Here is a 17,185-nt window from a genome sequence, read left to right as displayed (position 1 = left end):
GGGGTGGGCAGCGGGGGCAGCGGGACCAGCTGCTCGCCGGTGATGCTCAGCGGCTCCCTGCTGGTGGCCAGGATCGTCAGGCCGGGACAGGCGGCGAGCAGCCGGTGGGCGAGCGCGGCGGCCTCGGCGATCACGTGTTCGCAGTTGTCCAGGATCAGCAGCAGCTCCTGCTCGGACAGCGCGGCGACGAGGCGTTCGACGAGCTCGGCCGCCGAGGCGGGCCGCAGCGCCGGCTCGCGCAGCCCGAGCGCCCCCAGCACCGCCTGCGGCACCTGCCCGGAGCCGGAGATCAGGGAAAGGTCGGCGAAGCACACCTCTCGACCGGGCCACCGGCCCGCCGCCTCGATGACCAGGCGCGTCTTGCCGGTGCCGCCCGGCCCGACCACGGTGACCAGCCGGGCGGGACGCAGCGCGTCGAGGCGCGCGAGCTCCTCCTCCCGCCCGACGAAGCTGGTGAGCTGCGCCGGCGGCTGGACCCTGGTCACGCGCTCCCGGTCCCGCTCGCCGCGCAGCAGCTCCAGGTGCAGGGCCTGGAGCTCCGGTGAGGGGTCGGCGCCCAGCTCGTCGGCGAGCAGCCGCCGTACGTCGTCGAACACGGCCAGCGCCTCGGCCTGCCGCCCGGCCGCGTGCAGCGCCCGCATCAGCAGCCCGCGCGGCCGCTCGCGCAGCGGATGCGCGTCGGCCAGCTCCCGCAGCGCCGCCACCGGGCTGGCCTCGGGCAGGGCCAGCTCGGCCTCCAGGAGGTCCTCGGTGGCCGCGAGCCGCAGCTCCTCCAGCCGCTGCGCCTGCGGCACCGCGAACGGCGCGCCGGCCACGTCCGCCAGGGCCGGCCCGCGCCACAGGTCGAGCCCCTCCCTGAGCACGGAGGCCGCGGCGGCGGCCCGGCCGGTCGCCAGCAGCCGCCGGCCGTCACGCGCCAGCCGCTCGAACCGGTGCGCGTCCACGTCGTCGCGATCGGCCACCAGCCGGTAGCCGGTCCCGTGGGACTCGATCAGGCCGGCGGGCAGGTTGCGCCTGAGCCGGGAGATCTGGGCCTGGACGGCGTTGGCGGCCCCGGCGGGCGGGCGGTCGCCGTACTGGCCGTCGATGAGGCGTTCGAGGCTGACCGTGCGGCCGGCGTCCAGCAGCAGCAGCGCGAGCAGGGCGCGCGGCCGGGGGCCGCCGGCGGCGATCGGGTCGCCGCCGTCCGGCCGCACCACCAGCGGGCCCAGGATGGCGAACTGCACGACCCCGATTGTCCCCCACCTCCCCTGTACGGGCGCACAGACCCGACCTGACCAGCCAGAACGAAATTATCGGTATGCCTACGGATGGACATACGTATTTCCCCGCGGGGGGCGAGCGCTTAGCGTCTGGCGGCAACAAGGCGAAACGGTCCGCTCGCTTTCTCTTCACCCTTTGTCACCCCCCGATTAACACCCCCCAATTCCCTGACATCCGCGCGACCCGGGAGAACCCCGGGCTCGCGGTGGCCGTCGTGCGCTCACAAGCGCGGGCGGCCCGGGGAACCGCCGAAAGGAGCAACACAGCGTGAAACGCAAAGCCTTACTCGCGGCGGTCGTCGGCATGGCCACGGCCGCGACGATGGCGTTACAAACGCCACCTGCGAACGCCGCCCCTCCCGGGGTCACCCCGGCTCAGGAGGGCTCCGGCGCCACCACCCGAGCGGCGGCCGACCCCGCGTCGCTCGCGGCGGCAGTAGCGGACAAGGCCGTCTCCAGCCAGCTGGACGAGCTCAGCAGGGGCCCGGACGAGGCGTACAGCCGCGTCGGGGTCACTCCGGGCGCGAGCGACATGTTCTACGTGGCCTATGAGCGCACCTACAAGGGCCTGCCCATGGTGGGCGGCGACGCCGTCGTCGTCACCGATGCGGCCGGGCACGTCAGGGACACGGTCGCGGCGGCGGGCCCGAGCCCGCGCAACCTGCCGACGAAGGCGACGATCAGCGCGGAGAAGGCCACGGAAGTGGCCAGGACCAGGCTCTCGCGGGTGGACGACACTGCGGCCCCGCGCCTGGTCGTGCTCGCCTGGGGCGAGCGGCCCAGGCTGACCTGGGAGGCCGTGGTCAGCGGCATCTCCGAGGGCAAGCCGAGCATCCAGCACGTGTTCGTGGACGCGCGTACCGGCAAGATCGCCGACTCGTACGACCTCGTACGCGCGGGCACCGGCAACGGCTACTACTACGGCCAGGTCACCATCAACACCAGCGGCTCCGGCAGCTCGTACTCGATGACCGACACGACCAGGCCCGGCATCCAGTGCGGCGGCCAGGGCGGCAGCGCCTACACCGGCACCGACGACGCGTGGGGCAACGGCTCGGGCACCAACCTGGAGACCGCCTGCGTCGACGCGCTCTACGGCGTGCAACGCGAGTGGGACATGCTGCGCGACTGGCTGGGCCGCAACGGCATCAACGGCAGCGGCCGCGGCTTCCCCGCGCGCGTCGGGCTCGCCGACGTGAACGCCTACTGGAACGGCAGCTACACCAACTTCGGCCACAACCAGGCCAACACCCAGCAGGCGACCCCCATCGACGTCGTGGCCCACGAGTTCGGGCACGCCATCTTCCAGACCACGCCGGGCGGCGCGGGCTCGGGCAACGAGAACGGCGGGCTGAACGAGGGCACGGGCGACATCTTCGGAGCGCTCACCGAGGCCTTCGCCGCCAACGCCAACGACCCGGCCGACTACCTGGTCGGCGAGGAGGTCAACCTGGTCGGGCAGGGGCCGATCCGCAACATGTACAACCCGAGCGCGCTCGGCGACCCCAACTGCTACTCCTCCTCGATCCCGAGCACGGAGGTGCACGCGGCGGCCGGCCCGCTCAACCACTGGTTCTACCTGCTGGCCGAGGGCAGCAACCCCGGCGGCGGCAAGCCGAGCAGCCCGATCTGCTCCGGCGGGCCCTCGTCGGTCACCGGCATCGGCATCCAGAAGGCCGGCAAGATCTTCATGGGCGCGCTGGGTCGCAAGACCTCGTCCTGGCGCTACACCAACGTCCGCGCCGCCTCCGTCGCGGCCGTGATCGAGCTGTACGGCGCGAGCAGCACCGAGTGCAACACCACCAAGGCCGCGTGGAGCGCGGTGAGCGTGGCGGCGGCCTCCGGCGAGCCCGCGTGCGGCACCCCGGGCAACGACTTCTCGATCTCGCTCAACCCGTCGTCCGGGAGCACTCCACCGGGCCAGCAGGTGACGGCCACGGTCAACACGCAGACGACCTCGGGCAGCGCGCAGACCGTCAGCCTGAGCGCGTCGGGCCTGCCCAGCGGCACCACGGCGAGCTTCAGCCCGTCCTCGGTGACCTCGGGCAACTCCTCGACGCTGACGCTGTCGGTGGGCTCGTCGACGGCGCAGGGCACGTACCCGATCACCGTCACGGGCACCGGCACGAGCCCGCACACGGCCACCTACACCCTCACGGTCGGACAGGGCCCCGGCGGCAGTGACCCGCCCGACATCAGCCTGACCAACATCAAGGCGCACCTTTCGCAGCTCCAGTCGATCGCGACGGCCAACGGCGGCACCCGCAGGTCCACCACCAACGGCTACCTGCAATCGGTCTCCTACATCGAGGACAAGCTGCGCGCGGCCGGCTACACCGTCGTCAGGCAGAGCTGCAGCACGACCTACTGCACCAGCGGCGCGGGCCCGAACCTGATCGCCGACTGGCCGGGCGGCGACGCCAACCAGGTCATCATGTCCGGAGCGCACCTCGACAGCGTCGCGGCCGGGCCCGGCATCAACGACAACGGCTCCGGCTCGGCCAACCTGCTGGAGGTCGCGCTGACCCTCGCGCAGCGGAACCCGACGCTGACCAAGCACGTCAGGTTCGGCTGGTGGACCGACGAGGAGCAGGGCCTCAACGGCTCTGAGTTCTACGTCAACTCGCTCAGCGCCACCGAGCGGTCGCGGATCCAGGTCTACTACAACTACGACATGACCGGCTCCACCAACGGCGGCTACTTCATCAACAACATCACCACCACCGGAGCCGCCTATCTCAAGGAGTTCTACGACAGGCTGAGCCTGCAGCCCGAGGAGAACGTCGAGGGCGCCAACCGCTCCGACGACGCCTCCTTCCGCAACGCCGGCATCGCGAGCTCGGGCGTGGCGGCCGGCGCCAGCGCGACGAAGACCTCGGCACAGGCCACCAAGTGGGGCGGCACGGCAGGACGCGCGTACGACTCCTGCTACCACGCCTCCTGCGACACGACCACCAACATCAACGACACCGTGCTCGACCGGGCGGCCGACGCCGCGGCCTACGCCATCTGGAAGCAGGCGGTCGGAGGCACGCAGCCGCGTGACTTCTCGATCTCGGCCAATCCTGCCTCCGGCACGGTGCAGGCGGGCTCGTCGGCCACCTCCACGATCGGCACGAGCACCACGGCGGGCACGGCGCAGACGGTGAACCTGTCCGCCAGCGGCCTGCCGACGGGCGCCACGGCCACGTTCAACCCGGCCTCGGTGACCTCGGGCGGATCGTCGACGCTGACGATCTCGACCGCGCCCACCACCCCCGCGGGCGGCTACACCGTCACGGTGACCGGCACGGGCGAGACCGGCACGCGTACGACGACGTACGCGCTGACCGTCCAGGGCACCTCGGGCGGCAGGACGTTCACCAACGACACCGACTATCCGATCGCCGACTACAGCAACACCCAGAGCTCGATCACCTCCACCGCGACGGGCACGGCGACCTCTCCGGTCCGGCTGTCCATCACGATCAGCCACACCTGCGCGGAGGACCTCGACATCTGGGTACGCGGCCCGAACGGCACCTGGTACGCCGTCGACAGGTACGGCGGCACGACCTGCACGCAGTACGGCACCAGGACGTTCACCGTCCCGGTCAGCCAGCAGGCGGCGGGCACCTGGGTGCTCGACATCGAGGACGTCTACTCCGGTGACACCGGATTCCTGGACTCCTGGAGCATCACCGTCTAACCGGGCGGCTCAGCGGGCCCCGGCCGGTTCTCCGGCCGGGGCTCGCGCACGTCCGCGCGCGTGCGCACGCCCAGCTTCTGCAGCACCCGCGCCACGTGCGTGTCCACGGTGCGCCGCGACAGGAACAGCACCTCGGCGATCTCCCTGTTCGTCCGCCCGAGCGCGACCAGCCTGGCGACCTCGCTCTCCCGGGGGGACAGCACGCCGCTCTTGGCCTTCCTGCGCGGCGCGCCGCCCCGGCCGCTCTCGGGGCCGATCTCCCGCAGCAGCCGCCGGCAGCGGGCCGCGTCGTGGGTGGCGCCGAGCGCGACGTACCGCTCGCCGGCCCCGGCGACCAGGTCGGCGGCGCACTGCCGGTCCCCGAGCGCGAGCCGCGCGCCCGCCTCGGACTCGGCCGCCCGCGCCGCGCCGTACGGCCGCGGCATCGACTCGTACGCCTCGCGCGCCCTGGCGTAGCTTTCCGCCGCCGCGCCGAACCCGCCCGCGTCCCAAGCCAGCGCGCCCCTGGCGGCGTCCAGCCCGGCGTGCGCCGACGGCGCGTTCCGGCCCGCGATGCCGGCCGCGAACTCGGCCACCAGCTCAGCCGCCTGCGCGGGCCGCCCGGCCCGCAGCAGCGCGACGACGGTGGCGGGCACGAGCTGGTCGCCCCACACCCACACGCCCTTGCGCCGCAGCCGGCCCACCGCCAGATCGGCCTCGGCCAGCGCGGCGTCGATCGCGCCCCTGGTCAGGTGCAGCTCGACCAGGCCGCTCGACCCGGCGGCGGCGACGGGCAGGAAACCGGAGTCCAGGTCGCGGATACCGGACGCCTCCAGATGCTCGCCGGCCTCGTCCCACTCGCCCCTGGCCAGGGCCAGCATGCCGAGCGCCAGCCGGGCCTCCACCGCCAGCAGCGGCGCCTCGAACGTCATCTCCACGGCGGCGACCGCCCGCTCGCGCAGGCCCGCCCAGCGGCCGGTCAGCAGGTCGAGCCGGATCGACGACATCTCCACCAGGAACACCGGGTAGAGCGCGCCCGTCTCCTCCGCGATGCGCCGGCTCTGCTCGGCGAACCGCTCGGCCGCGGCGTAGTGCCCGAGCGCCAGCGCCGCGTCGTACAGGTTGGAGTAGCCGCGCGCCACCTGGCGGCGCACGGCCGTGGACGGGTCGTTGACCGGCAGCGTGGCCACCAGCTCGAACGCGTCGGGCGAGCCGACGAGCATGGCCAGGCTGACCTTGTTGGCCTGCACGGCGGCGGCCAGCTCCGGGTCGCGGCCCTCGGCCAGCAGCTTCTCCGCCTGCTCCATCCACTCCTCGTGCTTGGAGAGCGGCTCGCCGCCCCACGCGGGCATCGCCAGCAGGGCCAGGCCGCGGGCGGCCAGGCTGGGGTTGTCGTCCAGGTCGGGCAGCGCGGCCAGGATCTCCTGTCGGCCCGCGGCCACCGCGCCCGCCTGGTTGGACAGCAGCACGCCCAGGTTGAGCCGGGCCTCGCCGCGTACCCGCCTGGACAGGAAGTCGTCGGACAGCAGGTGGCGCAGGATCCGCGCGACGCGGCGGTGCGACAGGCCGATCGCGGCGACCCGGCTGAGCCTGAGCGCGAGCGCGCCGCGGGCCTCGCGGGGCAGCTTGGGGTCGGCGAGCAGCCCTTCGAGCACCTCGACGGCCAGCGGGATGTCGCCGAGCGCGGCGGCGTGGTCGGCGGCGGCGCTGCCGTGGCGCTGCCAGGCGGCGAAGTCGCCCGCGCGGCGGGCGTGGTAGGCGAGCTGGACGAGGGGCGGCGGGTCGAGCGTGGACAGTGCGGACATCGCCCGGTGGTGGATGAGCCGGCGATCGGGGCCGGGGATGGCGTCGTAGACGGCCTGCTGGGCGAGGGCGTGGCGGAAGCCGTACTGGCTGTCCTGGTGTTCGAGCAGGACCCCGGCCTGCAACGCCTGGCTCAGCCCCGTCTCGGCGTGGCCGGAGACGGCGGCGATCAGGTGCTCGTCGGCGGGCAGGCCCAGCACGGCGGCGGCGTGCACGGCGCGCAGCGCGGCCGGCGACAGCCCGGTGAGCCGCTCGGCCATCGCCTCCCGCAGCAGCAGCGGCACGGCCATCCGGTCGAGCGCGCCCGCCTCGGGTAACCGGCCCTCGCCGTCGAGCAGCGAGCGCACCACCTCCTCGATCACGAACGGCACCCCCGCCGTGCGTTCGTGCAGCTTGGCGGCGAAGTCCGCGGTCACCGCCGGCCGGCCGAGCAGCGCGCCCGTCAGGCTGCGCACGCCTTCGACGTCGAGCGGCGTCAGCGAGATCACCTCACTGCGCACGCCGGGCGGTCGCCGGTACGCGTGCCCGAACGGCAGCCCGGGCACCGGCAGCTCCTCCCTGCGGAACGTCACCACCAGCGCCAGCCCGTCCGGCGGCTGGTCGGTGAGGAAGCGCAGCAGGTCACGCGTGCCGTCGTCGGCCCAGTGCAGGTCCTCGATCACCAGCACGACCGGCCCCGCGGCGGCCAGCAGCGCGTGCACGGCGCGGAACAGGTGGTGCCGCTCGGCCCGCGGGTCGTCGAGCGGCGGCGGCGAGGGGGCCGGCGGCAGGTGCACCGCCAGCTCGGGCAGGTAGCCGCGCAGCGCCCCGGTGACCGGGCTGAGCCGGTCCTCGCCGGGCAGGGCCCCGGCGACGTGCCGCAGCGCGTCGAACACCGGCCCGTACGGGAACGGCTCGCGGATCTGGTGGCAGTGGCCGAGGAGCACCGTGGGCTCGCCGTCGCGGAGCAGGTCGATCGCCGCCCTGACGAGCCTGGTCTTCCCTATGCCTGCCTCGCCCTGCACCTGGGTGATGGCAGGTGGGCTGGTGATGGTGCCGATGAGCAGTCGTAGCTGGGCGTCACGCCCGACCAACGCAGGAGTAACCAGGCTTGTCATCGGGTCTCCGGGGTCTCCGGTAACAGTGCGGGTTTACTGTTGGTTGAGTTTCCTTGCTTCTCAGTGATTCGTCCATTGTCGATGCCGAAACGACCGCCGGTCCCGGAGTGGCGGCAACGTTCTGGGGGCGGGTTTTGTGGTCAGTGCTGGGTTTTGCGCACCTCCAGCGTCACCCCGGCGCCGGCGCGGGTGTCGAAGTAGCAGAATCCGGAGCCGTCCGCCCGGCGGCCCCGCGCTATGACGTCCAGGCCGAGCGCGCCCGCCTGCTCCTCGGCGGTCCCGAGGTCGTCCGACTCGAACCCCAAGTGGTAGACGCCCTCGCCGGACTCGTCGAGGAAGCGCCGCTGCGGGGAGTCCAGCTCCGGCGGCTGGCAGAGCTGTAGCTGGAAGTTGTCCAGGTCCGCGCACTTGTAGCGCATCGCGGCGGACGCCTGCGCGTTCGGCACGTCGTACTCGACGTACGCGCCGCCCTTCGGATAGTCGAACCAGGGGCCGATGCCGACGCTCTCGTAGTAGGCGACGGCTTTGTCCAGGTCGGCGACCACGACGCAGACGTGGTGGAGCTTCCTGAAGAGCGGAATCATGACATCTCCCTATCTGGACGGAACGCCTGGAATGGCTGTATACAGATTGGCGTACGGTAGCACATACAAGATTGTTTCCCCTGTATGTCGCTTTCATCACCATTGCTGTGGAGAGTCCATGTACTACTTCGGCTACTGCACGTACCTGCTTGAGGCCGAGCTGCGGAAGTACCTGCCTGAGGCCGTGGCGGTGACCAAGGCCAAGGCGGTCAACCGGCAGATCCAGTTCAGGGCGGCGGGCGAGCGCACCGACCGCGGCTGGTGCCACCTGGCCGACACCGGCACGTACGGCAAGGCCGCCCAGGGCATCGTCTTCGAGGTCGACGACGCCCATCTGAAGGACGACTTCGACGACTTCGACATCGTGTTCCTGACCGTCCAGGGCGACGACGGCAAGCACTACGACTGCTTCACGTACGTGCTGTCGCAGCCGGGCATCCGGATGCGCCCGCCGCGCTTCTACTGGGAGCGGGTGCCCCAGGGCCTTGCGGAGCAGGAGTTCCCCGCCGACTACCGCGCCGAGGTGCAGCAGACCTTCGACGAGGCGGCCGAGTGCCCCGACTTCGACCGCCCTGTCCCGGCCGGCAAGCCGGGCCGCTCCGCCGACTCCCGCTAGCGGCCCTCACCCCCCAACCACTCACACGCAGGGAGAGTTGCATGTCCGGAAGGCTGTTCCCGGCGGTGGTCACCGCGGCCGTGGTGCTGCTGGCCGCCTGCTCGGGCGGAGGAGGCGGGGCCACCGAGGCGTCCTCGGACGCGAAGGCGCCCACCGTCCAGAAGGGCGTCCTCATGATCGGCTCGCAGCAGTCGTACATTCCCGGGGAGTTCCGCGCCGAAGGGTCGCAGGACCTGCAGGGGTTCGGCGTGGAGATCGTCGACGAGATCGCCCGCCGGCTCGGCCTCACCACGCAGTGGGTCCAGGTGGACTACTCGGCCATCATCACCGGCCTGCAGGCCAGCCAGTTCGACATGGGCTCGGGCGGCATGAGCCCGAACCCGGAGCGGCTCCAGCAGGTGGACATGGTCGGCTACTACCAGTCGGGCGCGACGTTCCTGGTGCGCAAGGCGGACGCCGGCAAGTACACCACCGCCCAGGCCGTCTGCGGCAAGAAGCTCGGCATGCTCGAAGGCTCGACCACGCTGGAGAAGGCCGTGGCGAAGGAGAACGGGTCCTGCCCGAGCCCGATCCAGGTCGAGCACTACACCTCGACCCCGCTCGGGCTGCAGGGCCTGCTGTCCGAGCGCATCGAGGCGTACGCGCCCGACCTGGCGCAGGCGCAGTACATCGTGAAGGAGAACCCCGGCCAGTTCGCCACGACCGACTACCACCTGGTCGACTACCTGATCAACTTCACGTTCGTGAAGGACAAGAATCCGCAGCTGCGGGACGCCGTCTACGGCCAGCTCGACGCGATGATGAAGGACGGCACCTACGACAAGATCCTGGCCAAGTGGAACCTCGCCGTCGGCGGACTGAAGCAGCCCGCCTACAACGGGCAGCTCGATGCCAGGCCCTAGCACCGAGGCGCCGGTCTACTTCCCGGTGAGAAGGCCGCGGCCCTGGGGGCAGCTCCTCCAGGCCGCCGCGGTCGTCGCGATCATCCCCCTGATCGCCCTTCCGTTCCTGCGCTCGGGCGTGTTCGACATGTCCACGGTCGGGCGCTACCTGTTCGGGCCGGCGATCCTGGAGGCGGTCTGGGGGACGCTCTCCCTCGCCACGCTGAGCACGGCGCTGGCCATCGTCCTCGGCACCGGCGTGGCGCTGCTGCGCATCAGCGGCAACGCCGTGCTGCGGGCCGCGGCGGCGGGGTTCGTCTTCGTCTTCCGCGGCACGCCGATGCTGGTCCAGCTGCTGATCTGGTTCTACGCGGTGCCCCGGGTGATCGGGCGGGTCAGCCTGTCGATCCCGTTCACCGACGTGGTGCTGGTCGCCGACCAGCCGGCCAGCGCGTTCTTCACGCCGTTCGTGGCCGGGCTCTTCGCGCTGACGCTGGCCGAGAGCGCGTACATGGCGGAGGTCATCCGCAGCGGCATCCAGGGCGTGGACCAGGGGCAGCGGGACGCCGCCCGCGCGCTGGGCGTGCCGAACGGGAAGATCACCCGGCAGATCGTGCTGGTGCAGGCGTTCCGCATCGTCATGCCCGCCGTCGGCAACCAGTACATCCTCATGATCAAGAACACGTCGCTGGCCTACGCGATCGGGTATTCGGAGCTGCTGCTCTCGGTCAGCCGCGTCTACTACACCAACTTCAAATATCTCGAACTGCTGCTCGTCGCCGCCTTCTGGTATCTGCTGCTGACCGCCCTGATCACGGTCCTGCAGCACGTCCTCGAGCGCAAGTTCCCGGCGAGGTGACGGCCATGGAGGAACGAGCGGTCAAGATGCGCTCGCGGCACGTGTTCAAGTCCTTCGGGGCGACGCGGGTGCTGAAAGACGTGTCCGTGGAGGTGCGCGACGGGGAGATCGTGGCGCTGATCGGGCCGTCGGGAGCGGGCAAGTCGACGTTCCTGCGCTGCGTCAACAACCTGGAGCTCATCGACTCCGGCTACATCGAGGTGGACGGCGAGCTGATCGGCTACCGCAAGGTCGGCGACCACCTCCAGCCGCTCGGCGACAGGGAGGCGAGCAGGCAGCGGGCCCGCATCGGCATGGTGTTCCAGCACTTCAACCTGTTCCGGCACATGACGGCGACCCAGAACGTGGCCTACGGGCCGCGCCAGGTGCTCGGCAGGGACCGGCGCACGGCCGAGCGGCAGGCGGCCGAGCTGCTCGGCAGGATGGGGCTGGCCGGGCGCGAGCACCACTATCCGCGCCAGCTGTCCGGCGGGCAGCAGCAGCGCGTGGCCATCGCCAGGGCGCTGGCCATGGACCCGAGCATGATCCTGCTGGACGAGCCGACCAGCGCGCTCGACCCCGAGCTGCGTGTCGAGGTCGCGAACGTCATCAGGGACCTGGCCAGGCAGGAGTGCACCATGCTGATGGCGACCCACGACATCCCGCTCGTCGAGGACATCGCGGACCGGATCATCTTCATGGTGGACGGCGTGATCGTCGAGGAGGGGCCGGCCGAGCAGGTCCTGCACGCGCCCGAGCACGATCGCACCAGGGCGTTCCTCGCGAAGATGACCAGCAGGAGCGCTCCTGCATGATGCGGGGGACGGCACGTGACTACGTGCTCTACGCGGTGATGACGTCGATCTGGGGAGCCAGCTTCTTCTTCACCGCGATCGCCCTCAGGTCCTTCGGCCCGTTCGTGATCGTGCTCGTGCGGATGGCGCTGGCCGCCGTGGCGCTGGGCGTCGTCGTACGCGTGCGGGGGCTGGCCGTGCCGCGTGACCGGCGCGTGCTCGGGCACCTGCTGGCCCTGGGGGCGTTCAACATCGCGTTGCCGTTCACGCTGCTGACGCTGGCGCAGGTGCACGTCAACTCGTCCACGTCGGTCGTGCTCTCGGCGACCACGCCGGTGTTCGTGTTCCTGATCGCGACCTTGGTCACGCGGGCCGAGCGGTTCAGCCTGCCCAGGCTGGCCGGGATCGTGATCGCGTTCTGCGGCCTGGCGGCGCTGTCCGGCGGCTCCTTCGAGGGAGGGACGTGGGGCTGGCCGCTGGTCGTGGTGGCCAGCTCCGCCATCTTCGCGACCGGCAACGTCTACACCCGCCGGTATCTCCCGCACCTGGACCCGGCCGTCATCGCGGGCGGGCAGATCGCGGCGGCCACCCTCTACCTGCTGCCGGTCGTGATCCTGTCGGGCGACGGCGCCCGGGTCGCCGAGCCGGGGGTCCTGCCGGTACTGGCCCTCCTGGAGCTGGGCCTGCTGGCCTCGGCCGGGGGCTACCTGCTCTATTTCCGGTTCATCCTGCTGTGGGGGTCGACCGCGGCCTCGCTCAACACCTACCTGCAGCCGGTCGTCGGCCTGCTGCTCGGCATCCTGGTGCTGGGGGAGGCGATGAGCGCCGGGCAGTGGCTCTCGCTCGGCGTGGTCCTGCTCGGCCTCGCGGTCTTCAGCCGAGGCCGAGCGCGGAGACGATGATGCGGGTGGTGTTGTTGACGTGCTCGCGCGCCACCCGCGCGGCCGTCTCGGCGTCCTTCGCCGCGATGGCCGCGACCAGCTCGCGGTGCTGGGTGTTGACCACCTCGTCGTCGGCGGGGGTGAACACGACCGGCTGGTTGAAGTTCCAGTAGTTGACCTTCGTCCGCCGGTAGAACTGCGCGACCAGCGAGTTGCCCGACCCGTCGGTGATGATCTCGTGGAACTCGTTGTTGAGCTCGTTGAGCTTGGAGCGCGAGATCCCCGGCACCTCCATCTGCTCGATGAGCTCCTCCAGCCGGGCCAGCCGCTCGCCGTCGAGCCGCTCCGCCGCCAGGAACGCCGCGTGCGCCTCGATCCCGGCCCGCGCCTCGATGATCTCCAGGATCTCCTCGGGGGCGTGGTCGCGCACGATCCACCCCTTGCGCTGGATGACCAGCCCTTCCTGGCGCAGCCGCAGCAGCGCCTCGCGCACCGGCGTGCGGCTCACCTGCAACCAGTCGGCCAGCTCCTCCTCGACCAGCCGGTGGTTGGGGCGGAACTCCGCGGCCAGGATGGCGTCACGCAGCCGCTCGTGCACGACGTCCGCCATGAACTCCGCGGTCCGGCGGCTCTTACGCTCGGGCATTCCGGCCATGGTGCGCATCTGCTCCTCGCTCGGCGACTCCTGTATACAGAAGTGTACACAGGGTGTGGCTCAAGCTGGATGCCCATCACACAGGCCTGGGGCCCGGTCACGCAAGAAGCCCTGGCCAGCCGGCCAGGGCTCCCGTGCCGCAGGTCGCGTTCGCTACCCGACGGGCTCCTTCTCGACCGGAGCCGGCAGGTCGACGCTGTCGCGCAGCTTCACCGGCTTGAGGAACAGCGTGGCGAGCACGCCGACGACCGCGATGGCGGCCGAGATGAGGAAGATGTGGCCGGTGGCGTCACCGTAGGCGGCCCGCACGATCGACTGGAACGGCTCGGGCAGCGCGGCGATGTCCAGGCTCGCGCCGGCGCCCGCGCCCGCCTTGGACGGGTCGACGCCGATCTTGAGCAGGCCCTCGTTGATGTTCGCCGTGACCTGGTTGGCCAGCACCGCGCCGAGCACCGACACGCCGATGGTGCCGCCGAGCGAGCGGAAGAAGGTGACGGCGCCGCTCGCCGCGCCCAGCTCGCGCAGCGGGACGGTGTTCTGGATGGCGAGGACGAGGTTCTGCATGGACATGCCGACCCCGGCGCCGACCAGCAGCATCGCGGCCATCATGAGGGGGATCGGGGTGTCGTGGTCGGTGGTGGACAGCACGAGGAAGCCGGCCGTGAGCACGATCGAGCCCAGCACGATGTACGGCTTGACGTTGCCGCTCCTGGAGATCATGCGCCCGGTGATCGTCGAGGAGAGCAGCACGCCGAGCATCAGCGGGATCGTGAGCAGGCCCGCCTCGGTCGGGCTGAAGCCACGGCCGGTCTGGAAGTACTGGCCGAGGAAGACCGAGCCGCCGAACATGGCCATGCCGACCGCGAGGCTCGCCACGATGGCCAGGGCCGGGGTGCGCCGCTTGATGACGTGCAGCGGCACGACGGGCTCCTTGACCACGGACTCGACCCAGGTGGCCAGCGCGAGCAGCACCACGCCGCCGCCGGCCATCGCGGCGGTCTGCCAGGAGAGCCACTCGAAGGAGTTGCCGACGAAGGTGACCCAGATGAGCAGGACGCTGACGCCCGCGGCGATCAGGGTGGCGCCGAAGTAGTCGATCTTGACGTCGGGCCGGCGGACGCTGACCACGTGCAGCGTCTTCTGCAGCAGGAAGAAGGCGACCAGGGCGAACGGCACCGCGATGAAGAAGCACCAGCGCCAGCCCAGCCACGAGGTGTCGGCGATGAGGCCGCCGAGCAGCGGTCCGCCCACGGTCGCGACGGCCATGACGCCGCCGAGGTAGCCGTTGTACTTGCCGCGGTCCTTGGGGCTGATCATCGCCGCGATGATCACCTGGACGAGGACCTGCAGCGCCCCCATGCCGAGGCCCTGGAACGCGCGGAAGGCGATCAGCTGGCCGGTGTTCTGCGCGAAGCCGCAGGCCAGCGAGCTGAGCAGGAAGATCACGATGGAGATCTGGAGCAGGAGCTTCTTGCTGAACAGGTCGGCCAGCTTGCCCCAGATGGGGGTGGAGGCCGTGGATGCCAGCAGCGAGGCGGTGACCACCCAGGTGTACTGCGACTGCGTGCCCTTGAGCGCGCCGACGATCTGCGGCAGTGCGACCGACACAATCGTGCTGCTGATCATCGCGACGAACAGGACCAGCAGCAGTCCGCTGAGGGCTTCCATGATCTGGCGTGAGGACATCGCTTGGGTGTCCTGAGCCGTGGGTGCGCTCACGCGCGGGCCTCCCCTAGGGTCATAAGTAAAGATGTGCTCAGTGGGCAACTTTTCCCATTGAGCATATATTCCCCGACGGTAGGATGAGCCGCATCATGGACACCACGGTTGGTCTGCGCGAGCGCAAGAAGGCCGAGACGCGGCAGGCGGTGCACGAGGCCGCGCTGCGGCTGGTGCTGGAGCACGGCTTCGACGCCGTGACGGTCGAGGCCATCTCCGACGCGGCCAACATCTCCCGCCGGACGTTCTCCAACTACTTCGCCGGCAAGGAGGACGCGCTGCTCTACGGCGAGGAGCAGCGGGTGCGCCAGCTCGTCGACCTCGTCCGTGCCCAGCCCGCCGGGCTGTCTGCCTGGGAGGCGCTGTGCGGGGCCCTTCAGTCGCTCAGCGAGATCATGGGGGAGCCCGACCGCGAGCGGGTGCTGCGCGCCCGGCTGGCCAAGCGGCATCCCTCGCTCCTGGCCCGGCAGCTGGCCACGATGGCGACGCTGGAGCGGGAGCTGGCCGACGCGGTGGCCGGGCGGGCGAGCGACGTGCCGCCCCGGGTGCTGGGGGCGGCCTTCATGACCGCGATGCGCCTGGCCAACCAGGAGTGGGCCGAGGAAGGGCAGACCCGCACGTTCGTCGAGGTCGTGCTGGAGACCCTCGGCCAGATCGCCCGCCCGTTCGCCTGAGCGGCCCGTTCGCCTGAGCGGCCCGTACGCCTGAGGGGCCCGTTCACCTGACGGGCCCCTTCACCTGAGCGGCGCGCTCACCTGGGCCGCGGGCGGGAGCGCGTCCGCCCGCGGCGGCATATCAGGAGCAGGTCGCGCCGGACGGGGTGGCGGCCGGTCCGTTGGCGGTGAAGCCGATCGCCACGGACGCCCCGGCGGCCAGGCTCTTCGCCCAGTCGGGACCCTTCGCGGTCCACGTGGTCCCCGACTGCGTCACGACCGCGTTCCAGGCGTTGTTCAGGGTCACGCCCGACGGGAGCGTCCAGTTAGCGCTCCAGCTGGCGATGGCGGCGGTGCCGGTGTTCTTCACGGTCACCTCACCCTGGAAGCCGCCCTGCCAGGCGTTCGTCTGCTTGTAGGTCACCGTGCACTGCCCCGGCGGGTTGACCGTGGGCGTCACGGTCGGCGTCGGGCCGCTGCCGCCCACCGGCGGGATCAGGTACGGCTGCAGGATGTCCTGCTTGGCCTGGTTGATGGTGGTCCAGTCGTCGTTGGCGATGCCACCGGTGTCCCCGGAGTTCGGGTTCCACGACCAGTACGTGAACGACATCCCGTTCACCCCGGTGCCGGTGTACTTCATGAGCTCCTGCAGCCAGATCTTGTCGACGTTCGCGGTCAGCGTGGTGCCGAACTCGCCCATCATGATCGGCGCGATGTTCTGCTTGTACAGGTAGCCCCAGTACTTGTCCCAGATCGCCGGCATGTTCGCCGGGTAGTCGGGGGCGTCGAACCAGCTCTGGTGATAGACCGAGGTGGCGTACTCGTGGGGCGAGTAGACGAGCCGGTTGGCCACGTTCAGCCGCACGGGGAACTGGCCCGCCTTGGACAGGTTGCCGCCCCACCAGCCGCAGTCCTCGTCGTTGCTGGGATCGCCGTCCCACACGTTGGACAGGCCGCCGCTCGGGCAGCTCACGCCCTCCACGAAGATCAGCCAGTTCGGGTTGACCGACAGGACCGCGTTGCCGGCCCGCTCCGCCGCCAGCCGCCAGTCGCGCGCCTGGTCGCCGCAGCCCCAGCAGGCGCCGGTCGCGTTGGGGTTGGTGCCCTCGGCGTGCGGCTCGTTGTGCAGGTCGGCGCCGATGACCGTGGTGTTGCCCGCGTAGCGCTGGGCCAGCGCCTTCCAGTCGTTGATCCAGGTGGACTCCGGGGTGGCGGAGACGTACCAGAGCGGCGACTGTCCCGCCGCGGTCGGGCGGTGCCGGTCGAGGATGATCCGCATGCCCTTGACGCCCGCGTAGTCGATGACCTTGTCCAGGATCTGCAGGGGCGACAGGCCGATCAGGTCCGGGTTGACGTAGTCGTTGATGCCGGTGGCCGTGGCGCCCGACTTGAGCGCGTCGTTCGAGTACGGCACGCGCAGCGTGTTGTAACCCAGCGAGGCCATCTTGTCGATCTGGCTCTTCCAGGGGTTGCTCGACCACAGGCCGTGGAAGGTCTTGTTGTCGGTCTCCATCCCGAACCAGTTGATGCCGGTCAGCCGGACGGTGGCGCCCGTGCTGTCCACGATCTTGTTCCCGCTGGTGTGCAGGTATCCGGTGCCGGTCCCGGCAGCGGCGCCGGCCGGCCCGGCGGTGGCGACCGCGACCGTGATCGCCGCCCCGGCCACCAGCGTGGCCAGGGCGGCCGTCATCGCCTTGGACAAGTGCATGGGGTGCCCTTTCGGAGAAGGAGAACG

13 protein-coding genes are annotated in these 17,185 nt (G+C 71.0%); 7 read left to right on the top strand and 6 right to left on the bottom strand.

The window, feature by feature from the left end; all coding sequences use genetic code 11:
- Positions 1-1,226 (bottom strand): AfsR/SARP family transcriptional regulator (locus ETD85_RS11290; protein ID WP_138689598.1); only part of this gene is annotated, 1,226 nt, incomplete at its 3' end.
- A gap of 304 nt (positions 1,227-1,530) precedes the next feature.
- Here ETD85_RS11290 and ETD85_RS11285 point away from each other — a divergent pair.
- Positions 1,531-4,950 carry a M28 family peptidase gene (locus ETD85_RS11285; protein WP_240779089.1) on the top strand — a complete coding sequence of 1,140 codons (3,420 nt, stop codon included), beginning with the start codon at positions 1,531-1,533 and terminating at the stop codon, positions 4,948-4,950.
- On the opposite strand, the gene ETD85_RS66765 is transcribed toward ETD85_RS11285, so the two are convergent.
- Together ETD85_RS66765 and ETD85_RS11275 are read right to left on the bottom strand one after the other, a co-directional pair.
- A complete protein-coding gene (locus ETD85_RS66765) occupies positions 4,947-7,829 on the bottom strand; it encodes an ATP-binding protein (protein WP_138689597.1) in 2,883 nt (960 codons plus the stop codon). The genes ETD85_RS11285 and ETD85_RS66765 overlap by 4 nt on opposite strands.
- A 140-nt stretch (positions 7,830-7,969) precedes the next feature.
- Positions 7,970-8,413 (bottom strand): VOC family protein, encoded by a 444-nt coding sequence (locus ETD85_RS11275; protein WP_138689596.1) that lies wholly within the window; start codon positions 8,411-8,413, stop codon positions 7,970-7,972.
- Positions 8,414-8,531: 118 nt separating this feature from the next.
- On the opposite strand from ETD85_RS11275, the gene ETD85_RS11270 reads away from it, so the two are divergent.
- The 5 genes from ETD85_RS11270 to ETD85_RS11250 are packed head-to-tail and all read left to right on the top strand — an operon-like array spanning position 8,532 to position 12,444.
- Positions 8,532-9,029, top strand: coding sequence for a gamma-glutamylcyclotransferase (locus tag ETD85_RS11270; RefSeq protein ID WP_138689595.1), 498 nt, complete (start codon positions 8,532-8,534; stop codon positions 9,027-9,029).
- Between the two features lie 41 nt (positions 9,030-9,070).
- Positions 9,071-9,931, top strand: a complete 861-nt coding sequence (locus ETD85_RS11265) for a transporter substrate-binding domain-containing protein (protein WP_138689594.1) — start codon at positions 9,071-9,073, stop codon at positions 9,929-9,931.
- Positions 9,918-10,769: an amino acid ABC transporter permease gene (locus tag ETD85_RS11260; RefSeq protein WP_138689593.1), complete on the top strand. Its 852-nt coding sequence runs from the start codon at positions 9,918-9,920 to the stop codon at positions 10,767-10,769. The genes ETD85_RS11265 and ETD85_RS11260 overlap by 14 nt, the downstream gene beginning before the upstream one ends.
- A gap of 5 nt (positions 10,770-10,774) precedes the next feature.
- Positions 10,775-11,563: an amino acid ABC transporter ATP-binding protein gene (locus ETD85_RS11255; RefSeq protein ID WP_138689592.1), complete on the top strand. Its 789-nt coding sequence runs from the start codon at positions 10,775-10,777 to the stop codon at positions 11,561-11,563.
- Entirely contained in the window at positions 11,560-12,444 is an 885-nt protein-coding gene (locus ETD85_RS11250; protein WP_138689591.1) for a DMT family transporter, read from the top strand. The genes ETD85_RS11255 and ETD85_RS11250 overlap by 4 nt, the downstream gene beginning before the upstream one ends.
- Here ETD85_RS11250 and ETD85_RS11245 read toward each other — a convergent pair.
- Together ETD85_RS11245 and ETD85_RS11240 are read right to left on the bottom strand one after the other, a co-directional pair.
- A complete protein-coding gene (locus tag ETD85_RS11245; RefSeq protein ID WP_170246623.1) occupies positions 12,416-13,069 on the bottom strand; it encodes a GntR family transcriptional regulator in 654 nt (217 codons plus the stop codon). The genes ETD85_RS11250 and ETD85_RS11245 overlap by 29 nt on opposite strands.
- A gap of 162 nt (positions 13,070-13,231) precedes the next feature.
- Positions 13,232-14,797 (bottom strand): MDR family MFS transporter, encoded by a 1,566-nt coding sequence (locus ETD85_RS11240; RefSeq protein WP_476739299.1) that lies wholly within the window; start codon positions 14,795-14,797, stop codon positions 13,232-13,234.
- Positions 14,798-14,892: 95 nt separating this feature from the next.
- On the opposite strand from ETD85_RS11240, the gene ETD85_RS11235 reads away from it, so the two are divergent.
- On the top strand, positions 14,893-15,471 hold the full coding sequence (locus ETD85_RS11235) for a TetR/AcrR family transcriptional regulator (RefSeq protein ID WP_138689589.1): 579 nt from the start codon (positions 14,893-14,895) through the stop codon (positions 15,469-15,471).
- Between the two features lie 121 nt (positions 15,472-15,592).
- Here the strand turns inward: ETD85_RS11235 and ETD85_RS65635 are convergent, their stop codons facing one another.
- A complete protein-coding gene (locus ETD85_RS65635) occupies positions 15,593-17,158 on the bottom strand; it encodes a cellulase family glycosylhydrolase (RefSeq protein ID WP_138689588.1) in 1,566 nt (521 codons plus the stop codon).
- Positions 17,159-17,185 lie beyond the last annotated feature (27 nt).

Origin of the sequence: Nonomuraea zeae (genome assembly GCF_005889725.1) — a bacterium.
In the GTDB taxonomy this organism is placed as follows: domain Bacteria; phylum Actinomycetota; class Actinomycetes; order Streptosporangiales; family Streptosporangiaceae; genus Nonomuraea; species Nonomuraea zeae.
This window is presented reverse-complemented; position numbering and strand designations above follow the sequence as displayed.

Bases quoted from the DNA above. Each gene is read 5' to 3' on its own strand.
- ETD85_RS11260 (WP_138689593.1), top strand. From the start codon at position 9,918: ATGCCAGGCCCTAGCACCGAGGCGCCGGTCTACTTCCCGGTGAGAAGG.
- ETD85_RS11265 (WP_138689594.1), top strand. From the start codon at position 9,071: ATGTCCGGAAGGCTGTTCCCGGCGGTGGTCACCGCGGCCGTGGTGCTG.
- ETD85_RS65635 (WP_138689588.1), bottom strand. From the start codon at position 17,158: ATGCACTTGTCCAAGGCGATGACGGCCGCCCTGGCCACGCTGGTGGCC.
- ETD85_RS11270 (WP_138689595.1), top strand. From the start codon at position 8,532: ATGTACTACTTCGGCTACTGCACGTACCTGCTTGAGGCCGAGCTGCGG.
- ETD85_RS11245 (WP_170246623.1), bottom strand. From the start codon at position 13,069: ATGCCCGAGCGTAAGAGCCGCCGGACCGCGGAGTTCATGGCGGACGTC.
- ETD85_RS66765 (WP_138689597.1), bottom strand. From the start codon at position 7,829: ATGACAAGCCTGGTTACTCCTGCGTTGGTCGGGCGTGACGCCCAGCTA.
- ETD85_RS11255 (WP_138689592.1), top strand. From the start codon at position 10,775: ATGGAGGAACGAGCGGTCAAGATGCGCTCGCGGCACGTGTTCAAGTCC.
- ETD85_RS11235 (WP_138689589.1), top strand. From the start codon at position 14,893: ATGGACACCACGGTTGGTCTGCGCGAGCGCAAGAAGGCCGAGACGCGG.
- ETD85_RS11250 (WP_138689591.1), top strand. From the start codon at position 11,560: ATGATGCGGGGGACGGCACGTGACTACGTGCTCTACGCGGTGATGACG.
- ETD85_RS11275 (WP_138689596.1), bottom strand. From the start codon at position 8,413: ATGATTCCGCTCTTCAGGAAGCTCCACCACGTCTGCGTCGTGGTCGCC.